Source organism: Amycolatopsis coloradensis (assembly GCF_037997115.1).
GTDB lineage: Bacteria > Actinomycetota > Actinomycetes > Mycobacteriales > Pseudonocardiaceae > Amycolatopsis > Amycolatopsis coloradensis_A.
Genome location: NZ_CP150484.1, coordinates 3,626,607 through 3,648,663, shown reverse-complemented (window position 1 = coordinate 3,648,663; position 22,057 = coordinate 3,626,607). Strand labels below are relative to the sequence as shown.

28 protein-coding genes and 1 tRNA gene are annotated in these 22,057 nt (G+C 69.2%); 20 read left to right on the top strand and 9 right to left on the bottom strand.

Annotation, left to right across the window (positions count from 1 at the left end):
* Positions 1-149 precede the first annotated feature (149 nt).
* The 9 genes from ssb (at position 150) to LCL61_RS17440 (ending at position 8,175) form a co-directional block, all read left to right on the top strand.
* Positions 150-620, top strand: a complete 471-nt coding sequence (gene ssb, locus LCL61_RS17480) for a single-stranded DNA-binding protein (RefSeq protein WP_340687791.1) — start codon at positions 150-152, stop codon at positions 618-620.
* Positions 621-642: 22 nt separating this feature from the next.
* Positions 643-987: a hypothetical protein gene (locus tag LCL61_RS17475; RefSeq protein ID WP_340687790.1), complete on the top strand. Its 345-nt coding sequence runs from the start codon at positions 643-645 to the stop codon at positions 985-987.
* On the top strand, positions 945-1,862 hold the full coding sequence (locus LCL61_RS17470) for a bifunctional DNA primase/polymerase (RefSeq protein WP_340687789.1): 918 nt from the start codon (positions 945-947) through the stop codon (positions 1,860-1,862). Before LCL61_RS17475 ends, LCL61_RS17470 begins: the two co-directional genes overlap by 43 nt.
* An 84-nt stretch (positions 1,863-1,946) precedes the next feature.
* A complete protein-coding gene (locus LCL61_RS17465) occupies positions 1,947-2,171 on the top strand; it encodes a hypothetical protein (protein WP_340687788.1) in 225 nt (74 codons plus the stop codon).
* Positions 2,172-2,250: 79 nt separating this feature from the next.
* Positions 2,251-2,772 carry an RRQRL motif-containing zinc-binding protein gene (locus tag LCL61_RS17460; protein ID WP_340687787.1) on the top strand — a complete coding sequence of 174 codons (522 nt, stop codon included), beginning with the start codon at positions 2,251-2,253 and terminating at the stop codon, positions 2,770-2,772.
* Between the two features lie 79 nt (positions 2,773-2,851).
* The gene (locus LCL61_RS17455; RefSeq protein WP_340687786.1) at positions 2,852-4,438 is read left to right on the top strand and encodes a DNA cytosine methyltransferase; all 1,587 of its coding nucleotides are present in this window, start codon (positions 2,852-2,854) and stop codon (positions 4,436-4,438) included.
* A 54-nt stretch (positions 4,439-4,492) separates the two neighbouring features.
* Complete coding sequence (locus LCL61_RS17450) at positions 4,493-6,079, top strand: YfjI family protein (RefSeq protein WP_340687785.1); 1,587 nt, start codon at positions 4,493-4,495, stop codon at positions 6,077-6,079.
* Positions 6,080-6,559: 480 nt separating this feature from the next.
* Complete coding sequence (locus tag LCL61_RS17445) at positions 6,560-6,772, top strand: helix-turn-helix transcriptional regulator (protein WP_340687784.1); 213 nt, start codon at positions 6,560-6,562, stop codon at positions 6,770-6,772.
* Entirely contained in the window at positions 6,769-8,175 is a 1,407-nt protein-coding gene (locus LCL61_RS17440; protein WP_340687783.1) for an integrase, read from the top strand. The genes LCL61_RS17445 and LCL61_RS17440 overlap by 4 nt, the downstream gene beginning before the upstream one ends.
* Positions 8,176-8,330: 155 nt before the next feature.
* Here LCL61_RS17440 and LCL61_RS17435 read toward each other — a convergent pair.
* Positions 8,331-8,404 (bottom strand) — tRNA-Leu (locus LCL61_RS17435).
* A gap of 172 nt (positions 8,405-8,576) precedes the next feature.
* Between LCL61_RS17435 and LCL61_RS17430 the strand changes: the two genes are divergently transcribed.
* A complete protein-coding gene (locus LCL61_RS17430; RefSeq protein ID WP_005157321.1) occupies positions 8,577-9,188 on the top strand; it encodes an ANTAR domain-containing response regulator in 612 nt (203 codons plus the stop codon).
* Positions 9,189-9,239: 51 nt separating this feature from the next.
* Here LCL61_RS17430 and LCL61_RS17425 read toward each other — a convergent pair whose 3' ends face one another.
* Positions 9,240-10,457 (bottom strand): alkaline phosphatase, encoded by a 1,218-nt coding sequence (locus LCL61_RS17425; protein ID WP_340687782.1) that lies wholly within the window; start codon positions 10,455-10,457, stop codon positions 9,240-9,242.
* A gap of 801 nt (positions 10,458-11,258) precedes the next feature.
* On the opposite strand from LCL61_RS17425, the gene LCL61_RS17420 reads away from it, so the two are divergent.
* The 7 genes from LCL61_RS17420 to LCL61_RS17390 all read left to right on the top strand — a co-directional run bounded on the left by LCL61_RS17420 (position 11,259) and on the right by LCL61_RS17390 (position 14,867).
* The gene (locus LCL61_RS17420; RefSeq protein ID WP_340687781.1) at positions 11,259-11,723 is read left to right on the top strand and encodes an Asp23/Gls24 family envelope stress response protein; all 465 of its coding nucleotides are present in this window, start codon (positions 11,259-11,261) and stop codon (positions 11,721-11,723) included.
* A 41-nt stretch (positions 11,724-11,764) separates the two neighbouring features.
* Positions 11,765-11,941: a hypothetical protein gene (locus tag LCL61_RS17415; protein ID WP_005154991.1), complete on the top strand. Its 177-nt coding sequence runs from the start codon at positions 11,765-11,767 to the stop codon at positions 11,939-11,941.
* Positions 11,942-11,946: 5 nt separating this feature from the next.
* Positions 11,947-12,333 carry an Asp23/Gls24 family envelope stress response protein gene (locus tag LCL61_RS17410; RefSeq protein WP_340687780.1) on the top strand — a complete coding sequence of 129 codons (387 nt, stop codon included), beginning with the start codon at positions 11,947-11,949 and terminating at the stop codon, positions 12,331-12,333.
* A complete protein-coding gene (locus LCL61_RS17405) occupies positions 12,330-12,857 on the top strand; it encodes a DUF6286 domain-containing protein (protein WP_340687779.1) in 528 nt (175 codons plus the stop codon). The genes LCL61_RS17410 and LCL61_RS17405 overlap by 4 nt, the downstream gene beginning before the upstream one ends.
* The gene (gene amaP, locus LCL61_RS17400; RefSeq protein ID WP_340687778.1) at positions 12,854-13,420 is read left to right on the top strand and encodes an alkaline shock response membrane anchor protein AmaP; all 567 of its coding nucleotides are present in this window, start codon (positions 12,854-12,856) and stop codon (positions 13,418-13,420) included. The genes LCL61_RS17405 and amaP overlap by 4 nt, the downstream gene beginning before the upstream one ends.
* Before the next feature lie 68 nt (positions 13,421-13,488).
* On the top strand, positions 13,489-13,920 hold the full coding sequence (locus LCL61_RS17395) for an ATP-binding protein (RefSeq protein ID WP_340687777.1): 432 nt from the start codon (positions 13,489-13,491) through the stop codon (positions 13,918-13,920).
* Between the two features lie 11 nt (positions 13,921-13,931).
* Positions 13,932-14,867 (top strand): SDR family NAD(P)-dependent oxidoreductase, encoded by a 936-nt coding sequence (locus LCL61_RS17390; RefSeq protein WP_340687776.1) that lies wholly within the window; start codon positions 13,932-13,934, stop codon positions 14,865-14,867.
* On the opposite strand, the gene LCL61_RS17385 is transcribed toward LCL61_RS17390, so the two are convergent.
* The 3 genes from LCL61_RS17385 to LCL61_RS17375 all read right to left on the bottom strand — a co-directional run bounded on the left by LCL61_RS17385 (position 14,864) and on the right by LCL61_RS17375 (position 16,733).
* Positions 14,864-15,580, bottom strand: coding sequence for an anti-sigma factor (locus tag LCL61_RS17385; protein WP_340687775.1), 717 nt, complete (start codon positions 15,578-15,580; stop codon positions 14,864-14,866). The two genes, LCL61_RS17390 and LCL61_RS17385, sit on opposite strands and share 4 nt — an antisense overlap.
* Positions 15,577-16,173: an ECF RNA polymerase sigma factor SigK gene (gene sigK, locus LCL61_RS17380; RefSeq protein WP_340687774.1), complete on the bottom strand. Its 597-nt coding sequence runs from the start codon at positions 16,171-16,173 to the stop codon at positions 15,577-15,579. The genes LCL61_RS17385 and sigK overlap by 4 nt, the downstream gene beginning before the upstream one ends.
* Before the next feature lie 92 nt (positions 16,174-16,265).
* The gene (locus LCL61_RS17375) at positions 16,266-16,733 is read right to left on the bottom strand and encodes a helix-turn-helix domain-containing protein (protein ID WP_340687773.1); all 468 of its coding nucleotides are present in this window, start codon (positions 16,731-16,733) and stop codon (positions 16,266-16,268) included.
* An 88-nt stretch (positions 16,734-16,821) separates the two neighbouring features.
* Between LCL61_RS17375 and LCL61_RS17370 the strand changes: the two genes are divergently transcribed.
* Positions 16,822-17,928, top strand: coding sequence for a cytochrome P450 (locus LCL61_RS17370; protein WP_340687772.1), 1,107 nt, complete (start codon positions 16,822-16,824; stop codon positions 17,926-17,928).
* A gap of 47 nt (positions 17,929-17,975) precedes the next feature.
* On the opposite strand, the gene LCL61_RS17365 is transcribed toward LCL61_RS17370, so the two are convergent.
* From LCL61_RS17365 to LCL61_RS17355, 3 genes are all read right to left on the bottom strand, one after another.
* A complete protein-coding gene (locus LCL61_RS17365; RefSeq protein WP_126736724.1) occupies positions 17,976-18,182 on the bottom strand; it encodes a CsbD family protein in 207 nt (68 codons plus the stop codon).
* Positions 18,183-18,280: 98 nt separating this feature from the next.
* Positions 18,281-19,165, bottom strand: coding sequence for an alpha/beta hydrolase (locus LCL61_RS17360; protein WP_340687771.1), 885 nt, complete (start codon positions 19,163-19,165; stop codon positions 18,281-18,283).
* Positions 19,165-19,665, bottom strand: a complete 501-nt coding sequence (locus LCL61_RS17355) for an ATP-binding protein (protein ID WP_340687770.1) — start codon at positions 19,663-19,665, stop codon at positions 19,165-19,167. Before LCL61_RS17355 ends, LCL61_RS17360 begins: the two co-directional genes overlap by 1 nt.
* Before the next feature lie 148 nt (positions 19,666-19,813).
* Between LCL61_RS17355 and LCL61_RS17350 the strand changes: the two genes are divergently transcribed.
* Both LCL61_RS17350 and LCL61_RS17345 read left to right on the top strand, forming a co-directional pair.
* Positions 19,814-20,425, top strand: coding sequence for a LysE family translocator (locus tag LCL61_RS17350; RefSeq protein WP_340687769.1), 612 nt, complete (start codon positions 19,814-19,816; stop codon positions 20,423-20,425).
* An 11-nt stretch (positions 20,426-20,436) separates the two neighbouring features.
* The gene (locus tag LCL61_RS17345) at positions 20,437-21,084 is read left to right on the top strand and encodes a B3/B4 domain-containing protein (protein ID WP_340687768.1); all 648 of its coding nucleotides are present in this window, start codon (positions 20,437-20,439) and stop codon (positions 21,082-21,084) included.
* Here the strand turns inward: LCL61_RS17345 and LCL61_RS17340 are convergent.
* The gene (locus LCL61_RS17340; RefSeq protein ID WP_340687767.1) at positions 21,071-22,000 is read right to left on the bottom strand and encodes a Ku protein; all 930 of its coding nucleotides are present in this window, start codon (positions 21,998-22,000) and stop codon (positions 21,071-21,073) included. The two genes, LCL61_RS17345 and LCL61_RS17340, sit on opposite strands and share 14 nt — an antisense overlap.
* Positions 22,001-22,057 lie beyond the last annotated feature (57 nt).

Sequence of the window (22,057 nt, the reverse complement as noted above, 5' to 3'; positions counted from 1 at the left end):
GTGATAGGAAATCCGTCCTCATCTGCCAACACTGCCGACCGGCTCCGTCTACAACCGAATACCCGTGCACACCGCGCGCGAATACCTCCCGCCCCGGCCTCGATTGGCCGGGGCGCGTTCGTGCCCGCACCCGAAGGAGAACCACTGTCATGGCTGGACTTCCCGAGATCACGATGGCCGGAACCCTGGTGGCCGAACCCGAGATGCGGTTCACCCCGGCCGGGGCCGGGGTGTGCTCGTTCACTCTGGCCGCCAACGACCGCCGCTTGAACAAGCAGACCGGCGAGTGGGAGGACGCGGGGGCGACGTTCCTGCGCTGCACCGTGTGGCGTCGCCAGGGCGAGAACATCGCCGACCACTGCCACAAGGGCGACCGGCTGCTGATCACCGGAGAACTCAGGCAGTCGGAATGGAACGACAAGACCACCGGCGAGAAGCGCTACGGCTTCGACGTGCAGGTCACCGAAGCCGCTGTGTCGACGAAGTTCCACCCCGCCAAAGCGATCCGCGCCGAACGCTCCACCGCGCAGGGCGGCGGGAACGGTGCGGGGCCGTGGGAGACGGCGCCGGCCGCGCCCGCCGGGGGCGGGGCGGGTTTCTCCGACGAACCGCCGTTCTGACCTGGGCTGGTGAACACCGGTCATGGGTGAGACGGGGAAATACCGCGCCGCCGACATCACGGCGTGGCTGAGCACACGTCGCGAGGCCGATCCCGTCGTCGCGCACAGGTGTGGCCGGGCGATCGCGGAGGCGTGGAACAACCGCGAGTTCTACGCCTCCGCCACCGGTCTTCCGATCATCGCGTTCCTGCGCGCCACCGGAATGAGACGTGCCGGAGCGCTGGTCGACGAGCTGATGTTCGCGCTGGCCCGGAGGTTCGGGGTGTATCTGCACGACTGGCCTGACTGGGAGCGGGATGTGTTCTGGCGAAAGGAGGCAGACCGATGCACGACGCCCAACGGCGCGCGCTCCTCGACATCGCGTTGACGATGGCTGGCAGAGGGTGGTTCGTGTTCCCGATCATGCCGGGCCGGAAGTGGCCGCCCGCCTGGCATCGCGAGGAGCGCTGTCCGGGACGAGGGCCGTGCGGCGCCGGGCACGTGGTCCCGGAAACCCTGGCCACCACCGACCCCGAGGTGATCGAACGGGTGTGGTCGAGGGAGCCGTACAACGTCGCGGTCTATCCCGGAAAGTCCGGGCTGCACGTCATCGACTGCGACGTCCGCAAACCTGCGGAGCCGGCCGGGCCCGACGGCTGGGACGAACTCCAAGCACTGGCCGCCCGCCGGGGCGGGCCGTTGCCGGAGGCGTGGACCACCACAACCCCGACCGGCGGCCGCCAGCTCTGGTACGCGACACCCCCCGGGTGCCGTCTTCCCTGCACGGTCAAGCACATCGCGCCCCATGTGGACACACGCGGCTGGGGTGGCTACGCGCTCGCGCCGGGATCGGTACGTCAAGACGGGGCCTATGAGCTGTTTGACGACACCGACCCGCCGGAACTGCCGGGGTGGTTGGTCCAGGCCTCGCTGAAAACCCTCTCCACGGCCGCCTCAGGGCGCAAGAAGAAGCCCGTAGCGGCGCCGACCGCCTACGTGGCACGCGCGGTGCAGGGCGAGGCCGAGCGTGTCCGTGCGGCGCCGTCAGGGCAGCGAAACAGGGCGTTGTCGACCGCCGCCTACGCCCTCGGTCAGCTCGTCGGTGCCGAGCTGCTCGACGTCGCCCACGCCCGCGCCGAACTTCAGGCCGCGGTCACCGCCTGGAACACCCCCGAATCGATGACCAAGGACTTCGGGGTCATCGACACCTCCCTGCGCGCCGGGAGCCGCAACCCCCGCCGCGTCACCGGAAAAGCGGCCTGAACCCCCTGGGCCGATCGCACCACCAACCCACACACCGCGGCCGCGATCGTGGTCGGAATCCTCACGCCGGAAGGAATCACCATCATGGCGAACAACCGTTTCGAGTGGACCGTCACGGGCAGCAAGTCCACGCAGGGCGGCGTCAGGCGCACCGCCGCTGAGGCGTGGGCCATCGCGGGCAAGCGCGCGGCCGGGCACCTCAAGAGCACCATCGACTCGGCCACGATCAGCGTCAGCGGCGAGACGATCTCCGTTACCAAGAACACGCTCGCCCGGGAGATCGCCGCCAAGGTCAAGGCCAGCAAGTAGCCCCCTTCAGTCGTTCGTTGCAGGGCCCGCGCAGCCACCCGCTGCGCGGGCCCTGCCCGTGCTGGCCGGGAGGACAGCGATGGCACGTCAATACCCGTGGGTGCTCGCGGCGGTGCCGTGGTCGCCCGATTTGGAATACACGCGCGGCCGCCTGTACGGGAAACCGTTGCTGTCGCGCAACACCGCACCGCGGCACTTGCTCGCCACCCGTCGCCAGCTGCGCGCGTCGGGGAAACGGCCGGGTGGTCAGGATCCGGTGGCGTTCCTGTACTTCCGGTGCCGCAAGGCCGGGAAGACCGTCTACGCCAACCTCTACCTCATCGACGCCGCGAAGCCAGTCCGGCCGATGACCCCTGGCCGGCGGGAGGCGCTGGCGAAGGCGATGGCCGCCCGCCGCACCTGCCGCGAATGCCGGGAGACCGGCTACGCGGAACTGCCCAAGGCACACCGCACCTGCGAAGCCTGCCTCTACAGCGCCGGGCTCGAACCGGACTCCTACCTGCACGAGTTCCTGCGCGGCGAACCCACCCTCGACGCCGCCGGGCACGCCGCCCTGTCCACCCATGACCACATCGCCATCGGATGGGAGCTCGCCGGATGATCCCGCCTCTCATTGCCCGCCGCATCGACGACCTGCCGCCGTACCTGCACACCCGCCCGCGCCGACCCGAGGAGAGCTGATGTTCACGACGTATCACGAGTTCGCCGGGTTCGGCGGCGACACCACCGGCGTGCTCGCCGTCCCTGGCACCGAGGGCATCCTCGCGGCGAACCACGACAAGATCGCCATCGCCACCCACGGGCTGAACCACCCGGGGATGGACCACTACCGCGGGGACATCGCCAAGGCCGACATCGGCGGGTTCCCGCGCGTGGACTTCTTCTGGGCCTCACCGGCGTGCCCACCGTGGACGGACGCGCGCGGCGTGAAGCGGGACTTCGACCAGAACCTGCAAGGTGTCCTGTTCGATCCCAAGACCGGGCCGAAGGCGCTCGACCCGTCGGTGGCGCGGGCCCGCGCGCTGATGGAGGAGGTCCCGCGCTACCTGCGCGCGATGAACCGGCGCGGCAAACCCGTGCTCGGTGGCGTGGTGGAGAACGTGGTGCAGGTGGTGAAGTGGTCGGAGTTCAAGCGCTGGCGCCGCGAGATCGAGGCCGAGGGCTACCGGACCTGGGTGATCGCGCTCAACGCCATGCACGTCACCGGCCCGACGCTGGGGAAGGTCGCGCAGTCGCGGAACCGGTTCTTCCTCGGCTACTGCCACAAGAGCCTCGGACGGGTCCCGGACTGGGACAAGTGGCTGCGCCCCAAGGCCTATTGCAGCACCTGTGACGAGATCGTGGCCGCGGTGCAGGTGTTCAAGAAGCCCGGTGACGTGATGGGGGTCTACGGCATTCGCAACGGCCAGTACGTCTACAAGTGCCCGCACCGCAAGTGCCGCAACCAGATCGTGGAGCCGGAGGTGATGGCCGCGTCGACCATCATCGACTGGAGCCTGGACCCGGGGCAGCGGATCGGGGAACGGGTCGACGAGCGCGGCCGGCCGGACCCGCTCACGCCGAAGACGATGGCCCGGATCGAAGCCGGTCTGGAGCGGCACATGGGCGCGCTGCTGGCCCCGGCCGGAGGTACTTGGCGCCAGCACGCCACCTCCGTCGACGAGCCCCTGCCCACCAGGACTACCCGGGAGACCGACGGGCTGGTGTGCCCGCCGCTGCTCGTGTCCTGTGCGGCGCGGGCCGGGGTGGGCACCGCGATCACCATCGACCGGCCGATGCGATCGCAGACCTGCCGCCGGGAGACCGCGGTCGTGGTGCCGCCGTTCATCTCCATCCAGCGCAACGGCGGCTCCGCCAAGACCGCCTACCCGGTCGACGGGCCGATCCCGACCGTGTCGGCCGGAGGCAACCACCACGGCCTGGTCGGGCCCCCGGCCGACGGGCGGGAGCTGGCGCTGCTGATGTCCTACTACGGCAACGGCGGCACCCACTCGACCGGCCAGCCGATCGGGACGCTGACCACCAAGGACCGCTACGCCCTGCTCGGAGGCGAGGGCCCGCCGGTGGACAAGTGCACCTTCCGGATGCTCGAACCCCACGAGATCGGCGCCGGTATGGGCTTCCCGTCCGGCTACAAGATGTCCAGCAAGGTCAAACGCGCACAGGTCCGCGGCTACGGCAACGCCGTCCCGCCCGCCATGGCCGAAGTCCTCGCATCAGCCCTGATCGAAACCTTCTCCGGCGAGCCGCTGGAGCCCGCCGCATGACCTGGTGCGGCTCGAACCCGCACCACAGCACCACAACGATCGCGGAGGTACGTCGTGTCCGCAGAACCCGCCACCAACATCCGGGACTTCCCGGGACGCCCCGCCCCCACCGGAACCGTTGTGCCTGCCAGCGAAGACGGAGCCTCGCCGTGGCCGGACCGGCCCGCGCCACTGTCGAACCTGCACGCGCTGTCCCGGTTCCCGAGCGAGGCGCTGCCGGGGTGGCTGGCGGACTTCACCGACGCGGTCGCCGAAACCATGCAGACCCCGGTCGATCTGCCCGGCGCGCTCGCCCTCGCGACGTTGTCGACGGCGGCCGGGGGCCGGGTGATGGTCAAGGTCCGTGACGGCTGGGCCGAGCAAACCACCCTGTTCACCGTCGTAATCATGGAACCGTCCGCGCGGAAGTCCCCGGTGTTCACGCTGATGACCGAACCCATCCGAACCCTGGAACGGACGTTGCGGGAGGAAGCCCGCCACAGCATCGAGACCGCGCGGATGCAGCAGCAGATGGCCGAATCCGCCCGCGACAAAGCCCAGAAGAAAGCCGCCACGATCACCGGGGAGGAACTCACCGACCAGCAAGCCCAGGAGGAAGCCATCGCGGACGCGGTCGACGCCGCGTTGCAGGCCGACGCGATCGCGATCCCGCACCCGCCCCAGCTGATCGCCGACGACGTCACACCACAGAAGGTCGCCACCATCCTCGCCCAACAGGACGGCAGGCTGGCCGTCCTCTCCGATGAGGGCACCATCTTCGAAATCGTCGCCGGACGCTACAGCGGCAACGTCAACGCCGAAGTGTTCCTCAAGGGCTACAGCGGAACCGAACTCCGGGTCGACCGCGGCGACCGCTCCGAATACGTCGCCCGCCCCGCACTCACGTTGGGGTTGACCATCCAGCCCACCGTGATCGAGGACCTGCCGCCGAAACTGCGCGGAAACGGGTTCCTCGCCCGGATCCTGTTCGCCCGCCCCATCCCGTTGTCCGGCCGCCGCAAGATCCGGCCCGACCCGATTCCGCAGGAGGTCGCCGAGGCCTACACCGCCAAGATGCTCGCCATGGCTACCGCGCTCCACGGCTTCGAGGAACCCGTCACGCTGGAGTTCTCCCCGGCCGCCGACGACCTCATGGCCGACATCGAAGCCGAGATCGAACCGCGGCTCGACCCCCAGGGCGGGGAATGGGCCGACATCGCCGACTGGGCCGGGAAACTCGCCGGGCAAACCGCCCGCATCGCCGCCCTGCTCCACCTCGCCGAATACCCACGCACCGCGTGGAACAACCCACAAATCTCCGACACCACCGTCGCGAACGCGTGGCGCATCACCCAGTACTACGCCACCCACGCCCAAGCGACCCTCGAATACATCGGCCAAGACGACACCATCCGGATCGCCCGCCGCATCCTCGACCGCATCAGCCGCCGCGACTGGGAACTCGGAGACCGGTTCACCATCCGCCAGGCATTCCAGAAGATCCGCACCAAACAGATGAAAACCGACGAATTCAAACGCGCCCTCGAACTGCTGGCAGACCTCGGACACGTCGCCGCCGAAACCCAGCCCGAACGCACCAGCAAAGGAGGACGACCGCCCAGCCCGCACTACTGGCGCCACCCCATCTACCGCACCACCTGACCCAACCCACCAGAACCGGGGGTGCGCACAGAACCCACAAAACCCTCACAACCTCCCGGGCGACCCGTTTGCGCAGGTCAACGGCCCGCCCGGCAGGTGTCCCAGGAGTACACAAAACCTGGCACAGAACTTCTGTGTGCACACAAAACCCCCGGCCGCCCACCACAACACCAACCCGACCGACCGTCACCGACAGCCACCGAAACCGCCCCCGGGGCCGAGTCCCACGACCCTGCCCCGGGGGTTCTGTGCGCACACAGAAGTTCTGTGCACGGTTTTGTGGACGCGGCCAGCACACACCAGAAACCACCCCTGATCTGCACAGACCCGCCACCCCCGGAGGTTCTGAGGGTTTTGTGGGTTCTGTGCGTACCCCCGCCCAGCAGCACCCGCCACCGAACACACAAAGTCACGCCGCAACGGGTCGCCGGACTACCACCGACGGGCCGGTTTGGCGTGCCTGAACGAAAGGCCTCTTCGATGTCCCGCACACGCGATCCGAAACGCGCCGAGTGGCTCACCATCGCCGAAGTGCTCGCCGAGCTTGGCGGCGGTCTGGCCCGTTCCACTTTCAACGAATGGCGGGCGAAGAAGGTGGCGCCCCGCTGCATCAAGCTCCCCAACAACCAGATCCGCATTCGCCGCTCCGATTTCGAGAGCTGGCTTGAGGGTCGCACCGAGGAGGCCGCATGAGCGAAACCAGCTACGACGTCAAAATCTGGAATATCGAGACACGGCGGGGAAAGACCAAGACCTCCTATCGCGTGGTGTGGTTCGTCGCCGGACAACGCTTCGACGAGAAGCTCGACACACACGCGCACGCCGAAAGCGTCCGCTCGGATCTCGTGGCCGCCGCTCGACGTGGCGAAGCGTTCCATTGCACGCGAGGGCTGCCCGTGTCGATGCTGCGCAACGAGGCAGACATGCCGTTCTTCGCGTTCGCGTGCAAGTACATCGACATGAAATGGCCGCGAGCGGCGGCGAAGTCACGTGCCGGTAATGCCGATGCGCTGGCGTCGGCATTACCGGCCATGCTCAAGACCACACGAGGAATGCCCGACGACAAGGTTCTCCGTCGTGCGCTAACCGGCTGGGCGTTCAACATGAAGAGACGGGATGACGCCAAGCCCCCGGAGATTGAGGACGCGCTCAAGTGGGTGGCCTCGAACACGCTCCCAACGTCGCGGCTGAGCGATCTCGCGAAGCTGCGTGAAGTCCTCGACCAGATCTCCTTGAAGCTCGACGGGAAGCAGGCCGCGGCCAAGACCGTGGGCCGGAAACGCGCGGTCATCCACAACATGCTGGAGTACGCCGACGAGTTGAAGCTGGTGACGGCGAACCGTCTCTCCGAGGTGAAGTGGACGGCGCCGAAGACCGTGCGAGCGATCGACAAGCGCGTGGTCATCAATCCCTCTCAAGCGCGGAAGCTGCTAACAGCAGTCGGGGCGCAGAAGGTCGACACAGCACCGCGGCGTTCGTCCGGCCCGATGCTCAAGGCGTTCTTCGCGGTCATGTACTACGCGGCGCTTCGACCGGAAGAGGCCGCCATGCTGTCCAAACCGGACCTCCAGTTGCCGGAACGCGGATGGGGTGAACTGCTGCTGTCCGAGACGGCACCGATCGCCGGTGCCGCGTGGACCGATTCCGGTGGCCGGCGTGACCGTCGGCAGCTCAAGCAGCGCGGGCGAGGCGAGGTTCGCACCGTGCCGTCTCCTCCGCCGCTCACCGCGATCCTGCACGCACACCTGGCGGAGCACGGAGTGGCGGCGGACGGCCGGCTGTTCCGGAGTCTTGTCGGTGGAGATCTCGCTGAGTCGACGATCGCGAGGGTCTGGGACAACGCGCGACGGGCAGTGCTCACCGAGGCCGAATACGCCTCACCCCTGGGCAGGCGACCGTACGACCTCCGGCACGCGTGCGTGTCCACGTGGCTGGCGGGCGGCGTTCCGTCCACCCAGTGCGCCGAATGGGCCGGGCATTCCGTGGCGGTGCTGCACCAGATCTACGCCAAGGTGATCGCCGGGCTGGAATCCGCCGCCCACCAACGGATCGAGGAAGCCCTGGGCTGGACGGAGGGCATGGACGAGGACCAATGACGCCGCCTCCTGCCGCGTGCCGCGAAATTTGGGGGCGTAATGGGGGTGGTCACCCGTAGGACACCGGTTTCAGCCGGATACAGCCGGACAACACGACACCGGCCCCTCACCTGGTTTTGCCTGGTGAGGGGCCGGTTTTCGCTGGTCGTTCTGCGTGCCCCCGGTGAGATTCGAACTCACACTGGACGGGTTTTGAATCCGTTGCCTCTGCCAGTTGGGCTACGGGGGCGGTGCCCCGTGAACTTTACGGGATCACGGGAGCGCGCCGTTCGCCGGGCCTGGAGTGTGACGACCGTCTGACGTGGTGAACGCCATCTAGCCGTCTGGATCGTTCCCGGTAGGCTTCAGGTTCGCGGACAGACCGCGAGCCGAACTGCCCGACGACCTTCAGGAGGACCCCGGTGACCGAGCAGGCTGCCGAGGCCAACGGTGCCGTCGCCGCACCCCAGCGGCGGGTGCTCGTGGCCGAAGATGAGGCCCTCATCCGTCTGGATCTCGTCGAGATGCTCCGCGAAGAGGGTTATGAGGTGGTCGGTGAGGCCGGGGATGGCGAGCAGGCCATCAACCTGGCCACCGAGTTGAAGCCCGACCTGGTGATTCTCGACGTCAAGATGCCCAAGCTCGACGGTATCGAGGCCGCCTCCAAGATCACCGGCGACCGGATCGCGCCGGTCGTCATTTTGACCGCGTTCAGTCAGCGCGACCTCGTCGAGCGGGCCAGGGACGCGGGCACGATGGCGTACCTGGTCAAGCCGTTCGCCAAACGTGACCTGGTGCCGGCCATCGAGCTGGCCGTGAGCCGGTTCGCCGAGCTCCAGGCGCTCGAGTCCGAGGTCGCGGGCCTCACGGACCGGCTCGAGACGCGCAAGGTCATCGACCGCGCCAAGGGGCTGCTGATGAGCCGTCAGGGGCTCACCGAGCCGGACGCGTTCCGCTGGATACAGCGCACCGCGATGGACCGCCGGACCACGATGAAGGCGGTCGCCGAGGCGGTCGTCGAAAGCATCGGCTGACCCGACGCCCGTGAAGGCCACCTCCCGTCGCCGGAGGTGGCCTTTTCCGGTTCAGAGGCCGCTTGCCGCCCGCATCACCCAGTGGACGTCGGTGTTCTCGACCGTGCCACCCAAACGGGTGGAGCCGGGCCCTTCGGCGGTGACCGGGGTGTCGGAGCCGGTGTGGTCGTGGGTCGTCCAGTCCACAGTGAACCGGAGCTTCGAACCCGGGACGTCGAACGGCCCGTCCTGGTCGGGATCGGTGCCGGAGGCGTCGTAGTTCTCGATGGCCAGCCCGCCGGTCTCGTGGTCGCCGCCGATGATCACCAGCGTGTCGGGATGCGTGCGGACGAACCGCATGACCTCGGCGACGGTGTCGTCGAGCGCGCGGCCGGCGTCGATCACGCCGTGCGCGTTGTTCTCGTGCGACATCCCGTCGGTTCCCTCCTCCTCCAGGAACAGGAAGAAGCCGCGCGGGTTCTTCGAGAGGGTGTCCAGCGCCTTGCGCGCCATCTGCTGGAGCGGCACCCGCGGCGCGTACTTCCCGACGCCGTCCGGTCCGTAGTCGACCATGTCCTCGTTCGCGAACAGGCCGAGGATCCGGTTCGCCCGCGTATTCCCCAGTTCGTCGCCGTCACGCACATAGGTGTAGCCCGTTCGCTGCGCGCGTTCGACAAGGTTGCCGTACGGACTGCGGCTCTCCTCCCCCGGTTTGTCCGGCCAGAGCCCGGGGTTCCCCTTCGGATACCACCAGTCCTCGCCTCCGCCGAGCAGAACGTCCGGGCGGCTGTTCTCGATGTACTGCTTCGCGATGTCGCTCTGCGAGTCCCGGCTGGGCACGTGTGCCGCGAAGGCCGCGGGCGACGCGCCGGTCACCTGCGCGGTCGTCACGAGGCCGGTCGACTTCCCCGCCCGCTTCGCCCGTTCGAGGATTGTCTCCAGCGGGCGCCCGTGGGCGTCCACCCCGACAGCGCCGTTGCGCGTCTTGTGCCCGGTCGCGAGGGCGGTGGCCGCGGCGGCAGAGTCGGTGACGATCTCGTCGGGGTCGTCCGAGGACGTCCGCACGAGGCCGGTGACCGCGAGCCCGTCCATCGCCAGCCTGCCGTTCTTTCCCTTGAGCGCCAGCCGGAGCAGGTCACGCTGGCCGAGGCCGAGGCCGTCGCCCTGGATGTAGATGATGTTGCGTGCCGAGCGCGCCCCGGACCCCGCCGCTGTCGTGTCCGCGACGGCGGCCGAGCCACCGCACAGGACCACCAGAACCGTCGCCGCCGCCAGCCCACGTCCGCGCACATCGCCTCCCATTAGTTAGGAACCTTTCCTAACAGAGAAGCCGCGTGAAGACCAGAGGCCCGCTCAGCCGCGCAGGATGCCCGCGTCGTGGGCGAGGATCGCGGCCTGGACACGGTTCGCGCAGCCCAGCTTGGCGAGGATCCGGCTGACGAGGATCTCCACTCGTCCCGGCCAGGGCATGGCTTGCCGGTCCTGGTGGCGCACTGTTTCGCATGGGTGAGCAGGGGGTCTTCTACCCCCTTCGCTTGTTCGACGGTGTCGGCACGCCAATCGAGATAGGTGTTGTCGACGCCGTCGAGCACCATGACGCGGATCTTCTTCGTGAACCGGTCGGCGTAAAGCTGCCCGATCCGCGTGCCGGGGACCTCCGCGCCGATCAGCGGCGGCCCCTCGGGCGCCTCCGAAGTGGGCTCGCTCTCCGTGTCGCAGCGCAGCCGCGGTTCGCTGCCGCCGATCCCCCGTGATCGAAGCCGACCAGGTCGAACCGTTCCGGACCGCGGCCGGCCACGTACCCGCGACGTCCTTGACCATGGCGACGCCGGACTGCCCGGGGCCGCCGGCGACGAGTGTGCCGAGCGGCTCCGGCCGGGTCGCGTCGCAGGAACGACGTCAGCGCCGCCCCGCGCTCCGGTTCGTCCACTTTGGTCACCGCGCGGGACCAGGCCGAAAGACATACCCACGATCGGTGAGATCCAGACCACACGATCGGGTCGTGACGATCTTCGCGCGGCTGGGTCTATGGAGTGTGGAAGCGAAGAACTTCCACCGCAGGCAACGGAATCCGAACCCGAGGAGATCGCGATGACGAACACCGCCACCACCGCCAAGCCGAACTCGAACTCCGCCGCCCCGGCCGAGAACAGCGCGCTCGTCTCCCCGCAGGGCGTGACCACGATCGCCGACACCGTCGTGCAGAAGGTCGCCGGCCTCGCGACCCGCGAGATCACCGGTGTCCACGCGCTGGGCGGCGGCGCCGTGCGGGCGTTCAACGCGCTGCGCGAGCGCATCCCCGGTGCCACCGCGTCCGCGGGCCAGGGCGTCTCCGTCGAGGTCGGCGAGCGTCAGGCCGCGGTCGACCTGCAGATCGTCGTCGAATACGGCGTCGCGATCGCGGATCTCGCCAAATCGGTGCGCCGCAACGTGATCGGCGCCGTCGAGCAGATGACCGGGCTCGAGGTCGTCGAGGTCAACATCAACGTGTCCGACGTGCACATCCCTGGTGACGACGACACCGACGAAAGCACCGAATCCACCCGCGTCCAGTGACCATCGGCGCCGGTTCGCGCCCGACCACAAGGAGAACGTTCATGAACGCCACCCATCTCGGCCTGTTGACCGGTCTCGTGCTCGGCGTGGCCGGCGCGTTCGGCGGCTTCGGCGCCTTCCTCGTCGTGCTCGTGCTCGCCGTCCTCGGTCTGCTGGTCGGCCGGTTCCTCGACGGCAAGCTCGACCTTTCGGCCCTGGCGGGCCGCGACAGGGGCTGATCGCCATGACGACCATGACCGCCGCCGCGCCCGGAACGGACGGGCGCGGCGCCCTGACCGTGGCCGACGGCGCCGTCGAGCGGATCGCCGCACGGGCGATCACCGAACTCGACGGCGTCGGCGGCGCCGCCTCCCGGGTGCTCGGGATCGCGGTCGGCGGAGAAGACCCCGGCCAGGGCGCCAAGGTGAGCGCGCACGTCACCGGCTCGACGGCCACGTTGGAGGTCCGGCTCTCGGTGAAGTACCCGCTTTCCGTGCGCGCCACCACCGAAAGCGCGCGAGAGCATCTGATCCGCCGCGTCGGCGAGCTCTCGGGCCTGGCCGTCACGCGGGTCGACATCACCGTCACGGCCCTGCATTCCACGGAGACCGAAACGAGGAGGGTCCGATGAAACGGCGCCCCCGCCGCAGTGTCCCGGCCGTGCTGGTCGCCCTCGTGGTGCTCGCCGGATGCGTTTTGGCCGCCACCGTCGCGGTCCAGACGATCATCGGCGAGAAACCGTGGATCAGCTACGACACCGTCGCGTCCGCCCTCTACGGCACCCGGTGGAGTGATCCGCTGCCCGCGATCGCGGGCGGCGTGGTCGCGCTGCTCGGCTTGCTGCTTCTCGTGGCCGCGATCGTCCCGGGACGGCCCACCGTGCTGCCTCTCGAAAGCGGCACGGACTCCGGGGCCTCCCGGCGCAGTTACCGGTCGACGCTGCGCACCGCGGCGTCCACTGTGGATGGTGTCTCGGCGGCGAAACTGAAGGTCAAGCGGAACAAGATCGTCTCGGTGGTCACCACCGGGCGGACGAACACCGCCGGACTCGCCGACGCCGTCCGCGCTGCCATCGAGCACCGCCTCTCCCAGATCGGCCCCGCCGCCGTCCCGGCCGTGCGGGTCCGCGTCAAGGCCACGAGGAGCGCGTCATGACCGACCTCAACCGTCCCGCCCGGCTGAACCGCACCCTGCTGGTGCTGATCGGGCTCGTGCTGCTCGCCGTCGGCGGGTTCGCCCTCGGGACCCATTTCGGCAGGATCCCGCTGCTCGATCCGGACGCCACCCTCGTCCCCGGCACCGCCATGCCGCCCGGATGGGTCTGGTACGCCGTCGCCGGCGTCGCGGTGGTCGTCGGCCTGCTGGCGCTGCGCTGGCTCATCGCGCAGCCCGTCCGCAAACCGAAGTCCCACACCTGGCGCTTCGACCAGGAGGCCGGTCAGACCGCGCTGGCCGCGAGCACCGCGGTGGAACCGTTCACCGCGGAGGTCGCGACCTATCCCGGCGTCCACGCCGCGCACGCGACGCTCGGCGGTTCCCAGGACGCGCCGGTGCTTGCCGTGGTGCTGAGCGCCGAACAGGACGGCGATGTGGCCGCCATCCGCGAGCGGATCACCGAGGAGGGCCTGCCGCGCTTGCGTCAGGCACTGGATCTCACCGAGCTTCCGATGACCATCGAGTTCCGCTTCACCGCGAAAGCCGGTTCCCGCATTCAGTGACACCCGTCCATGGCCCCGTCGGCGCCGAACACCTCGCGAGAGGTGTTCGGCGACGGGAGCTGGGTGCGGTGAACGGTGATCAGGCGGAGCTGGAAGCGGAACTCGAGCGACTGTGCCGCCGGGTGGCCGACGCCGCGGAAGTCACGGTCGACCTGCGGAATCGTCCCGATCTGCGCCATGTCCGATCCGTGGTCGTCGACCGCATCGGCTTCGGGCGCGGCGCGGACGAGCCGCTCGGTGCGCTGCTGCTCGTGGTCGACGAGCTGGTGAGCAACGCGTACCGGCACGCGGACGAGCCGGGTGAACTACGCGTCGTCCGGCAACTTCGCGGCTTCCTGGTCGAGGTTTCCGACGACGGCCCGGATCTGGAAGGCTTGCGGTCCTTCCCCGCTTCGGCGCATTACGGGCTCCGTCTGATCGGTCGGCTCGCCGTCGACTGGGGTTTCCGAACGGAGCGGACCGGGAAGTCGGTGTGGGCACTGGTCCCCCACGATCGATGAGGAGCGCCCCCATGTCCACCGTGACCCGAGCCGCCGACACCGTGCTCGACCGGACCCTGCTCGGGTACAGCAGCATCGGGCACTTCCTGCGGCGGCACTGGTGGCCCGAGGATCCCGCGCCGGACGCGCTCGCGGGCAAGGTCGCCGTGGTGACCGGCGCGAAAGCGGGGTTGGGGAAGGCGACGGCCATCGGGTTGGCGAAGCTGGGGGCGACCGTCCGGATCGCGATCCGCGGCGACGGCGACGCCGCCCGCGCCGAGATCGAGCGCGCCGTGCCCGGCTCGCGGATCGTCGTCGACCAGTGCGATGTCAGCCTGATGTCGTCCGTACGCGACTACGCCAAGGACCTCGACGGCGAGGTCGACATCCTGGTGCACAACGCCGGGGTCATGCCCGCGGAACGCACGGAGACGGCCGAGGGCAACGAACTCATGCTCGCCACGCACGTACTCGGCCCTCATCTGCTGACCGCGTCGCTCCGCCCGAAATTCGGCGAGGGCGCGCGGGTGATCTGGGTCAGCTCCGGTGGCATGTACGGTCAGCCGTTGCGCGCCGACGACCTGCAATACCGCCGGGACGAGTACAAGCCCGCCGCCGGATACGCGCGCACCAAGCGGATGCAGGTGGTGCTCGCCGAGCTCTGGGCGGACCGGCTGGACGGCTCCGGGGTCACCGTGCACAGCGCGCACCCCGGCTGGGCCGACACTCCCGGAGTCGCGACCTCCCTGCCGACGTTCCGGAAGCTGACGCGGCGGATCCTGCGCGACCCCGGGCAGGGCGCGGACACGTTCGTCTGGCTCGCCGCCGCCGAGGAACCGGGCCGGTACAACGGCATGTTCTGGCACGACCGCGTCCAGCGGCCGACGCACTATCTCGGCAAGACCCGGGAAACCGCCGCGCAGCGCCAGGAACTCTGGCAGGCCTGCGAGCGGTTGACCGGACGCTAGACCAGGTCCACCATGACCACCGCCGGAACGGTCGGGGCGGGCGAACCTCCGGCGGGTTCCGCGGTGATGCCGACGCGGTCGATCCCGCCCGGCAGGTCCACGAGGACCGGGCGGGTCCGATGTGGACCGTCCGGCGCCAGCAGCCCGGCGGAATGCACGCCGCTCGCCCCGATGAGCCAGACCTGATACGCCTTTCCGGGCGCCAAGGGCGGGAGATCACCGGCCAGTACGACGATCTTGCCCTCGCTCCGCGAGGTCACGACCGTGGTGGTCCCCCGTTCGGCGCCCTCCTTGACCGTCGAGGCGTCGGGCGCGGTGAGCACGGCGTTCACGGAAGCCAGCTGTTGCTGTGCGGGGTCGGCTCCCGGGTCGGTGGACGTGGTGACCAAGCTGAACACCAGCGCTCCGACGGCGGCCGCCGCGGCACCCCAGAGGGCGATCCTCGTCTTCGCCGGCCCACCTCGGCGCGCGACAGCGACCAGCGGAGGCCACTGACGGGTGCGGGCGACCTCCGCGAGCGTCGCTTCCCGCAGCCTCGGCGGTGGTGGCGTGGCGAGGGCTGCCCCCAGACGCGCGGCGGCCTCGCGGAGTTCCCGGACCTCCTGGCGGCAGGCGGGGCAGCCCCGCAAGTGCCGTTTGAAGGCCGCGGCCTCTTCCTCCGGGACGGCGTCCACGGCGTAGGCCCCGGTCAGCGTGTGCAGCTCGGCCGTCATTGCCCGACCCCCAAGCAGTCACGCAACCGGATCAGTCCGTCGCGGATGCGGGTCTTCACCGTGCCGGGCGCGGTCTTGAGCACTTCCGCGACTTCCGGGTACGTGTAGCCGTTGTAGTAGGCCAGCACCACCGATTCCCGTTGCAGATCGGTCAACGCGGACAGGCACTGGCGCACCCGTTGCTGCTCCAGGTTGCTGATCGTCGACTCGGCGACCTCGTCGAACGGGCGGCGGAAGTCGAGCCGTCCCGCGCGATCGTCCCGGTCGAGCGCGGCCTGATGCGAACGCACCCGGTCCACCGCCCGCCGGTGCGCGATCGTGAGCACCCAGGCCAGCGTGCTCCCCTTGCCCGGTTTGAACCGGGCGGCCGTCCGCCACACCTCCACCAGGACCTCTTGGGTGACCTCCTCGGCGAACGTGCCGTTGCGGACGACCCTGTTCACCACTCCCCACACCGGTCCGGCCACGACGTCGTACAGGTCGGCGAACGCCTGTTCGTCACCTGCCGCGACCCGTTCCATCAAACTCGCCTCGGCAGGCACCGCTCCGGTGCCGCCGCTTCCGCGCGGACTCGTCCGCACACCCTCGACCATCAAGCCGCCTCCACCTCACCCGACGCCCGGCTACGCGGTTCCGTGGCGTCCGGGAGGGATTCGGTGCCGAGAGCGGATCGGACTGGTCCGGGCTACCCCTGTTCTTCGAGCACGGTGTCCATTGTGGACTTCAGCTGCCGCAGGAAGGCCTCGAACCGTTCGATCTCCTCCACCGGGTACTCCGCCACCAGCGCCGCGAGCCCGGCGCTGAACGGGCCGAAGAACTCACGCGCGGGCCCCTGGATGTCCGGGCCGCTGCGCAGGGTCACCCTCCGCCGGTCGCTGTTCTCCCTGGTCCGCACCACGTAGCCGAGGGTTTCCAGCCGGTTCAGCAGATTCGTGGTCGCGCCGGAGGTCAGCGCGATGCGTTCGCCGAGCCGGGCCGGGGACAACGGCGATCCGGTGTCTTCGGCGTAGAGGATCTCCACCAGCGCGGCGGTGTCGGTGGCGTGCAGGCCGAGCCAATCCGCGAAACGCCGGGTGAACTCGGTGTAGTTCGCCCCGAAGCTCCGGAGGCCGTCCAGCAGCGACGCGCTCCGCGCCGCGACGTCGTCCTCCATCACCCCTCCTCGGATCCGTGCGCTTTGACAACCTACCGGCCCCGAATATACCTTCACCGTGAAGATACTTTCTCATGAAGGAGTTTTTGTGCTCCCCGATCCGTTCGCCGCGACGACCCGCGGCATCACCGAACCCGACCCTGTCCGTCCCGCGCTGCGGGCCGCCGGTCCCCTCGTCGAAGTGGCCGCCCCCGAGGGCGGAAGCGCGTGGATCGTGACCGAGGAGCAGCCGGCCCGTGAGGTCTTGGCGGACCCGCGCTTCGCGAAGGATCCCGCGCTCGCCCCCGAAGGCTGGACCAGGCTCGAACGAACCGCCGCCGAACAGCCGTCCCTCACCACACTGGACGGCCCCGACCACGCCCTGCTGCGGCGAGCGCACGCTCCTTTGCTGAGCGCCAAACGGATCCAGGCGCAATCCGACCGGATCCACCGGATCGCACGAACACTGCTGACGGACCTCGGCGGTGGCACGGTCGACCTCATGGACGGGTTCTCCACCCATTTCCCCCTCACCGTGCTGCTCGACCTGCTCGGTATCCCACTCCACCTGCTCGACGCCGCCGTCGACGCGTGCCGCCGCATGTCCGACCCCGGGCCGGGCGCCCAGGGCAAGGCCATCGCCGCGATCGCGGACCTCGCCGCCGCGGGGCTGACCCCGAACCGAAAGGGACTCGCGACGGAACTACGCGACAACCTTCCGCCCGAGACGTCCGAAGAGGACCTGCGGTATCACCTGTTCGCGTTGATCTTCGCCGGGCAGCTGACCACCGACGCCTCGATCGGCTTCCTCGTCTCGCGGCTCCTGGACGGGGACACCACCCCCGAAAGCCACCTGGTCCGGGAAACCCTCCGGACGCACCCGCCAGCACCGTTCACTCTCTGGCGATTCACGACCTCGGAGGTCGATCTCGCCGGGATCCGGCTCCCCGCCGGGGCCCCGGTGCTCGTCGACATCCAGGGCATCAACACCGACCCGGCCAGGAAACCGGGCCCGGACCTGACCTTCGGCGCGGGCCCGCATTTCTGCGTCGGCGCCCAGCTCGCGCAGCTCGAACTGCGGGCGGTCGCGACGGTTCTCCGCACGGAGTTCCCCGAAGCCCGGCTCGCGGTGCCCTACGGCGAACTGCGGCAAACGTTCCTCGGCGGTATCCAGGGAACGCGGCTCACGAGCCTGCCGGTGGTCCTTCACGACTGAAAACGGGCCGGGGCGCGGAAATCCGCCGCCCCGGCCCGGAAGGAAACCTACTTCTTGAAGGTGTCGCGGACCTTGTCCGCCACGTCGCCGACGGCGTCCTTCACGTTTTCCACCGCGCCCTTGAGACCGGCCTTCGCCTGGTCCGCCTGGCCTTCCGCGCGCAATTCCTCATTACCGGTGGCGTCACCGGCGGCCTCCTTGGCCTTACCGCCGAACTCCTCGGCCTTGTTGCTGATCTTGTCGCCCAACGACATCGGGTCCTCCTCCGTCCGTGGCGCCCGGATCGTGCGCCTTACGTCCGAAGGACAAACGAAGATCGGGATTCGTCACGCGCACGGACGGGTGATCGTCCTCACCCGAGCAGCGACGCCACAGCGGCCGCGAACGCCTCAGGGGCTTCCTGCGGGACGTTGTGGCCCACCCCCGGCAGAACGCGATGCTCATACGACCCGGTGAAGTACTCGCGGTCGCCCTCCGCGCTCGGGCCGCCGATACCGTCGTCCCCGCTTTCCAGCACGACCGTCGGCACCGTGATGGCCGGCTCCTTCGCGATCAGGTCTTCGAGCGCCTGATACCGCGGATCGCCTTCCGCCAGGCCGAACCGGTGCCGGTAAGAGTGGATGACGACGTCGACGAAGTCCGGGTTGTGGAGGCTGGAGGCGCTGGCCGGGAACGCCGCGTCGGCGCCCGTCCAGGTCGGCGACCAGGTGCGCCACAACAAGGCGCACAGCTCGTCGCGGTTCTCCGCCAGCCCGCGCCGTCCGCGCTCGGAGTGGAAATAAAACTGGTACCAGTACGTGCGTTCCCACTCCGGCGGAGCGGGTTCCCCGGCGTAGGCGAGATTCTGGACGTTGTAGCCGTCCACCGAGACCAGCCCGCGCACGCGCTCGGGCCGGAGCGCGGCCGCGATGCACGCCGCGCGGCCGCCCCAGTCGTATCCCGCGACGACGGCCTTCTCCAGCCCGAGGGCGTCCATGAACTCGAACAGGTCCTGCGCGAGGGCGGCCTGTTGTCCGGAGCGGGGTGCCGCCTCGTCGAGGAAGCGCGTCCCACCGAACCCACGGAGATACGGGACGTACACGGAGGCTCCGCCCGCCGCGAGGAGCGCGGCGACCTCGTCGTAGGCCCGCACGTCGTACGGAAAGCCGTGGAGCAGGACCACCGGCGGCCCACCCGCGTCACCGGCGTGTTCGTACTCGATCTCGAGCACCGGCGTGGTGACCCGCCTCGTCCCCATCAGCCGGACCAGCCGCTCAGCCGGGTCAAAAGCCGTTCCAGGACTTCGGGATCGGCGCCGACGGGCTCACCGGAGACGGGTTCGTCCACCAGGGTGCGACGGTCGCCCCGCCTCGGCAGCCGGACCTGTCCGGCCGACAGGCCACCGGGCAGCGGCAGCTCACACCAGAGGGTCACGCCGCCGGTCTCGCTCGGCGCCACCCCGGTCCGCTCTCCCGGAGCGGGCGTCGGCACGGGGAGTCCGTCCAGCGCGTGGTCGACCTCGATGACCAGCACGTCCGACCGCAGGCGCAATCTCAGCGTCAGGAAGGGGGGCTCCTTCGGATCGGCCGCGTCGACCAGCGTGCCCACCAATCTGGCGGCGGCGGTCTTCGCCTGATCGAGCAACGGCCGCAAGGACCAATCCGACAAGATGAGACGGACGAAGAGCTCGGAGCACAACACGGCATTCGGTTGTGCCACCAGCCGGAGGTCGTCCACCTGGGAAGTGCGCGCGCTCAAACCAAGGCCTTCCTCGTCGACGTGCGAGCGTGCATCATGCCACTCCTTCCGGTGAACCCCTCACGCCGCCTCACGCAAGCCTTTGGACCTGTGGAGTCACCCGTCTTTGGCTCTGTCCATCGGACCAAAAAGCGCGCACAGTGCTCTCGTGAGCATCGCCTTCCTGGTCACCACGCTGGTCGTGGTCGCCACGCCCGGCACCGGCGTGGTCTACACCCTTTCCGCCGGACTGGCCCGAGGCAGACGCGCGAGCGTCGTCGCCGCGCTGGCGTGCACCCTCGGCATCATCCCGCACATGGTCGCCGCGATCACCGGTCTCGCGGCGCTGCTGCACGCGAGCGCGGTGGCGTTCGAGATCATCAAGTACCTCGGCGTCGCCTACCTGCTCTACATGGCGTGGGCGACCCTGAAGGACCGTGAGGCGATCGTCGTGGACGGCGATCCCGAACCGGCGTCGACCCTGCGGACGATCACCTCCGGCGTGCTGATCAACGTCCTGAACCCGAAGCTGACCCTGTTCTTCTTCGCGTTCCTGCCCCAGTTCGTCCCGGCGGGCGAGCCCGGTTCGATCCCTCGGATGCTGCTGCTGAGCGGGGTGTTCATGCTGGCCACCTTCGTGGTGTTCAGCGTGTACGGCGTCCTCGCCGCCGGCGTGCGGCACCACGTCCTTTCCCGGCCGCGCGTGCTCACCTGGCTCCGGCGGATCTTCGCCGGTTCCTTCGCCGCGCTCGGCGCCAAACTCGCGTTCACCACCCAGTAGACAGGTTCAGCATGCGACTCCAGCACCACCCGGAAATCCGCGCCGCTCATCCCGCCCTCGCCGTCGGCACACTGCGGGCCACCGGCATCACCCCGGAAATGCCGGTCGACGTCGAGAAGTTCCTCGCGCGGGCGACGCGGCGGCTCGCGGACGGGCCCGAATCGGAATTCCCCGAGATCCAGGCCTGGCGGCGGGCGTTCGCCAAGATGGGCCTGAAACCGACGCAGTACCGCTGTGCGTCCGAGTCACTGCTGCGCAGGCTGCGGAAAGAAGGCACGCTTCCCCGGATCCACCCGGTGATCGATCTCTGCAACGCGGTCTCGGTCGCCTACGCCGTCCCGGTCGCGGTGCTCGACGTCGCGAAGATCAGCGGCTCGCTGGAAGTCCGCCACGCGCGGGGCGACGAGAAGTACGTGACCTTCGCCGGCACGGTCGAGCAGCCGAACCCCGGCGAGGTGATCTTCGCCGACGAAGACGGTCAAGCCCACGCGCGCCGATGGACGAACCGGCAGAGCGGGCACTCCGCGGTCTCCGCCACGACGTCCGACGTGCTGATCGTTTCCGAAGGGCTGCACGCGACCGCGGGCGAGGACGTGCGGCTGCTGATCGAGGCCATCGCGCGCGAACTGGCGACGGCGGGGGTCGTCACGAGGCCTTGAGCGCCTTCTCCAAGCCGGCGCGGGTCATCTTCGACCGCCCCTTGATGTTCCGCTCCCGTGCCAGCTTGTCCAGGTCGGCTTTCGACAGCGAAGAGAGGTCCTTCTTCGCTGTCGGCTTCTTGGCCCCGGACTTCTTCTTGGCCTTCCCGCTCTCCACGCTCTTCGAAAGCGCCTCGAACAGGTCGACGACCTTCGTCGGCTCACCGGGTTCGGTCGCGGGCGTGATGGTGTCGCCCTTCTTCTTGGCCTTGATCAGGTCCCGCACGCGGTCGGTGTAGGTGTCGCGGTAGTCCTCGGGCCGCCAGTCGTCGCTCATCGCGTCGATCAGGTTGACGGCCATGTCGAGTTCCTTGCCGCGCGCCTTCGCCTTGCCCGGCAGGTCCGGCAGCTGCTCGGCGGGATCCCGCAGATCGGCCGCGAAATGGAGGGTGTTGAGCACCATCACGCCGTCACCGGAGCGCACCAGCGCCAGGTACTCGCGGCCGCGCATGACGAATTTGGCGATCCCGGCCTTACCCGACGAGTCCATCGCCTCGAGCAGCAACGCGTACGGGCGCTCGAACTCGTCCTTCGCGGGCGCGAGCCAATACGTCTTGTCGAAGAACATCGGGTCGATGGCGTCCAGCTCGACGAAGCTCTCGATGTCGAGCGACTTCGACCGGCCGGGAGCGATCTCGTCGAGCTCCTCGGGTTCGACGACCACGTACTCGCCGTTGCCGAGCTCGTAACCCTTGACGATGTCTTCGTAGCCGACTTCCTTGCCGGTGCGCTCGTTCACCCGCCGGTACCGGATGCGGTCCTCGGTTCCGCGCTGGAACTGGCGGAAGTGCACCGTGTGGTCCTCGACCGCGCTGTACAGCCGGACCGGCACCGTCACCAGACCGAGTGAAAGCGAACCGCTCCAGACCGGACGCATGGGCACACTCCTCTCCTCCAGCGGGCTGGTACCCGTAATCGCGGCGGATCACACCTG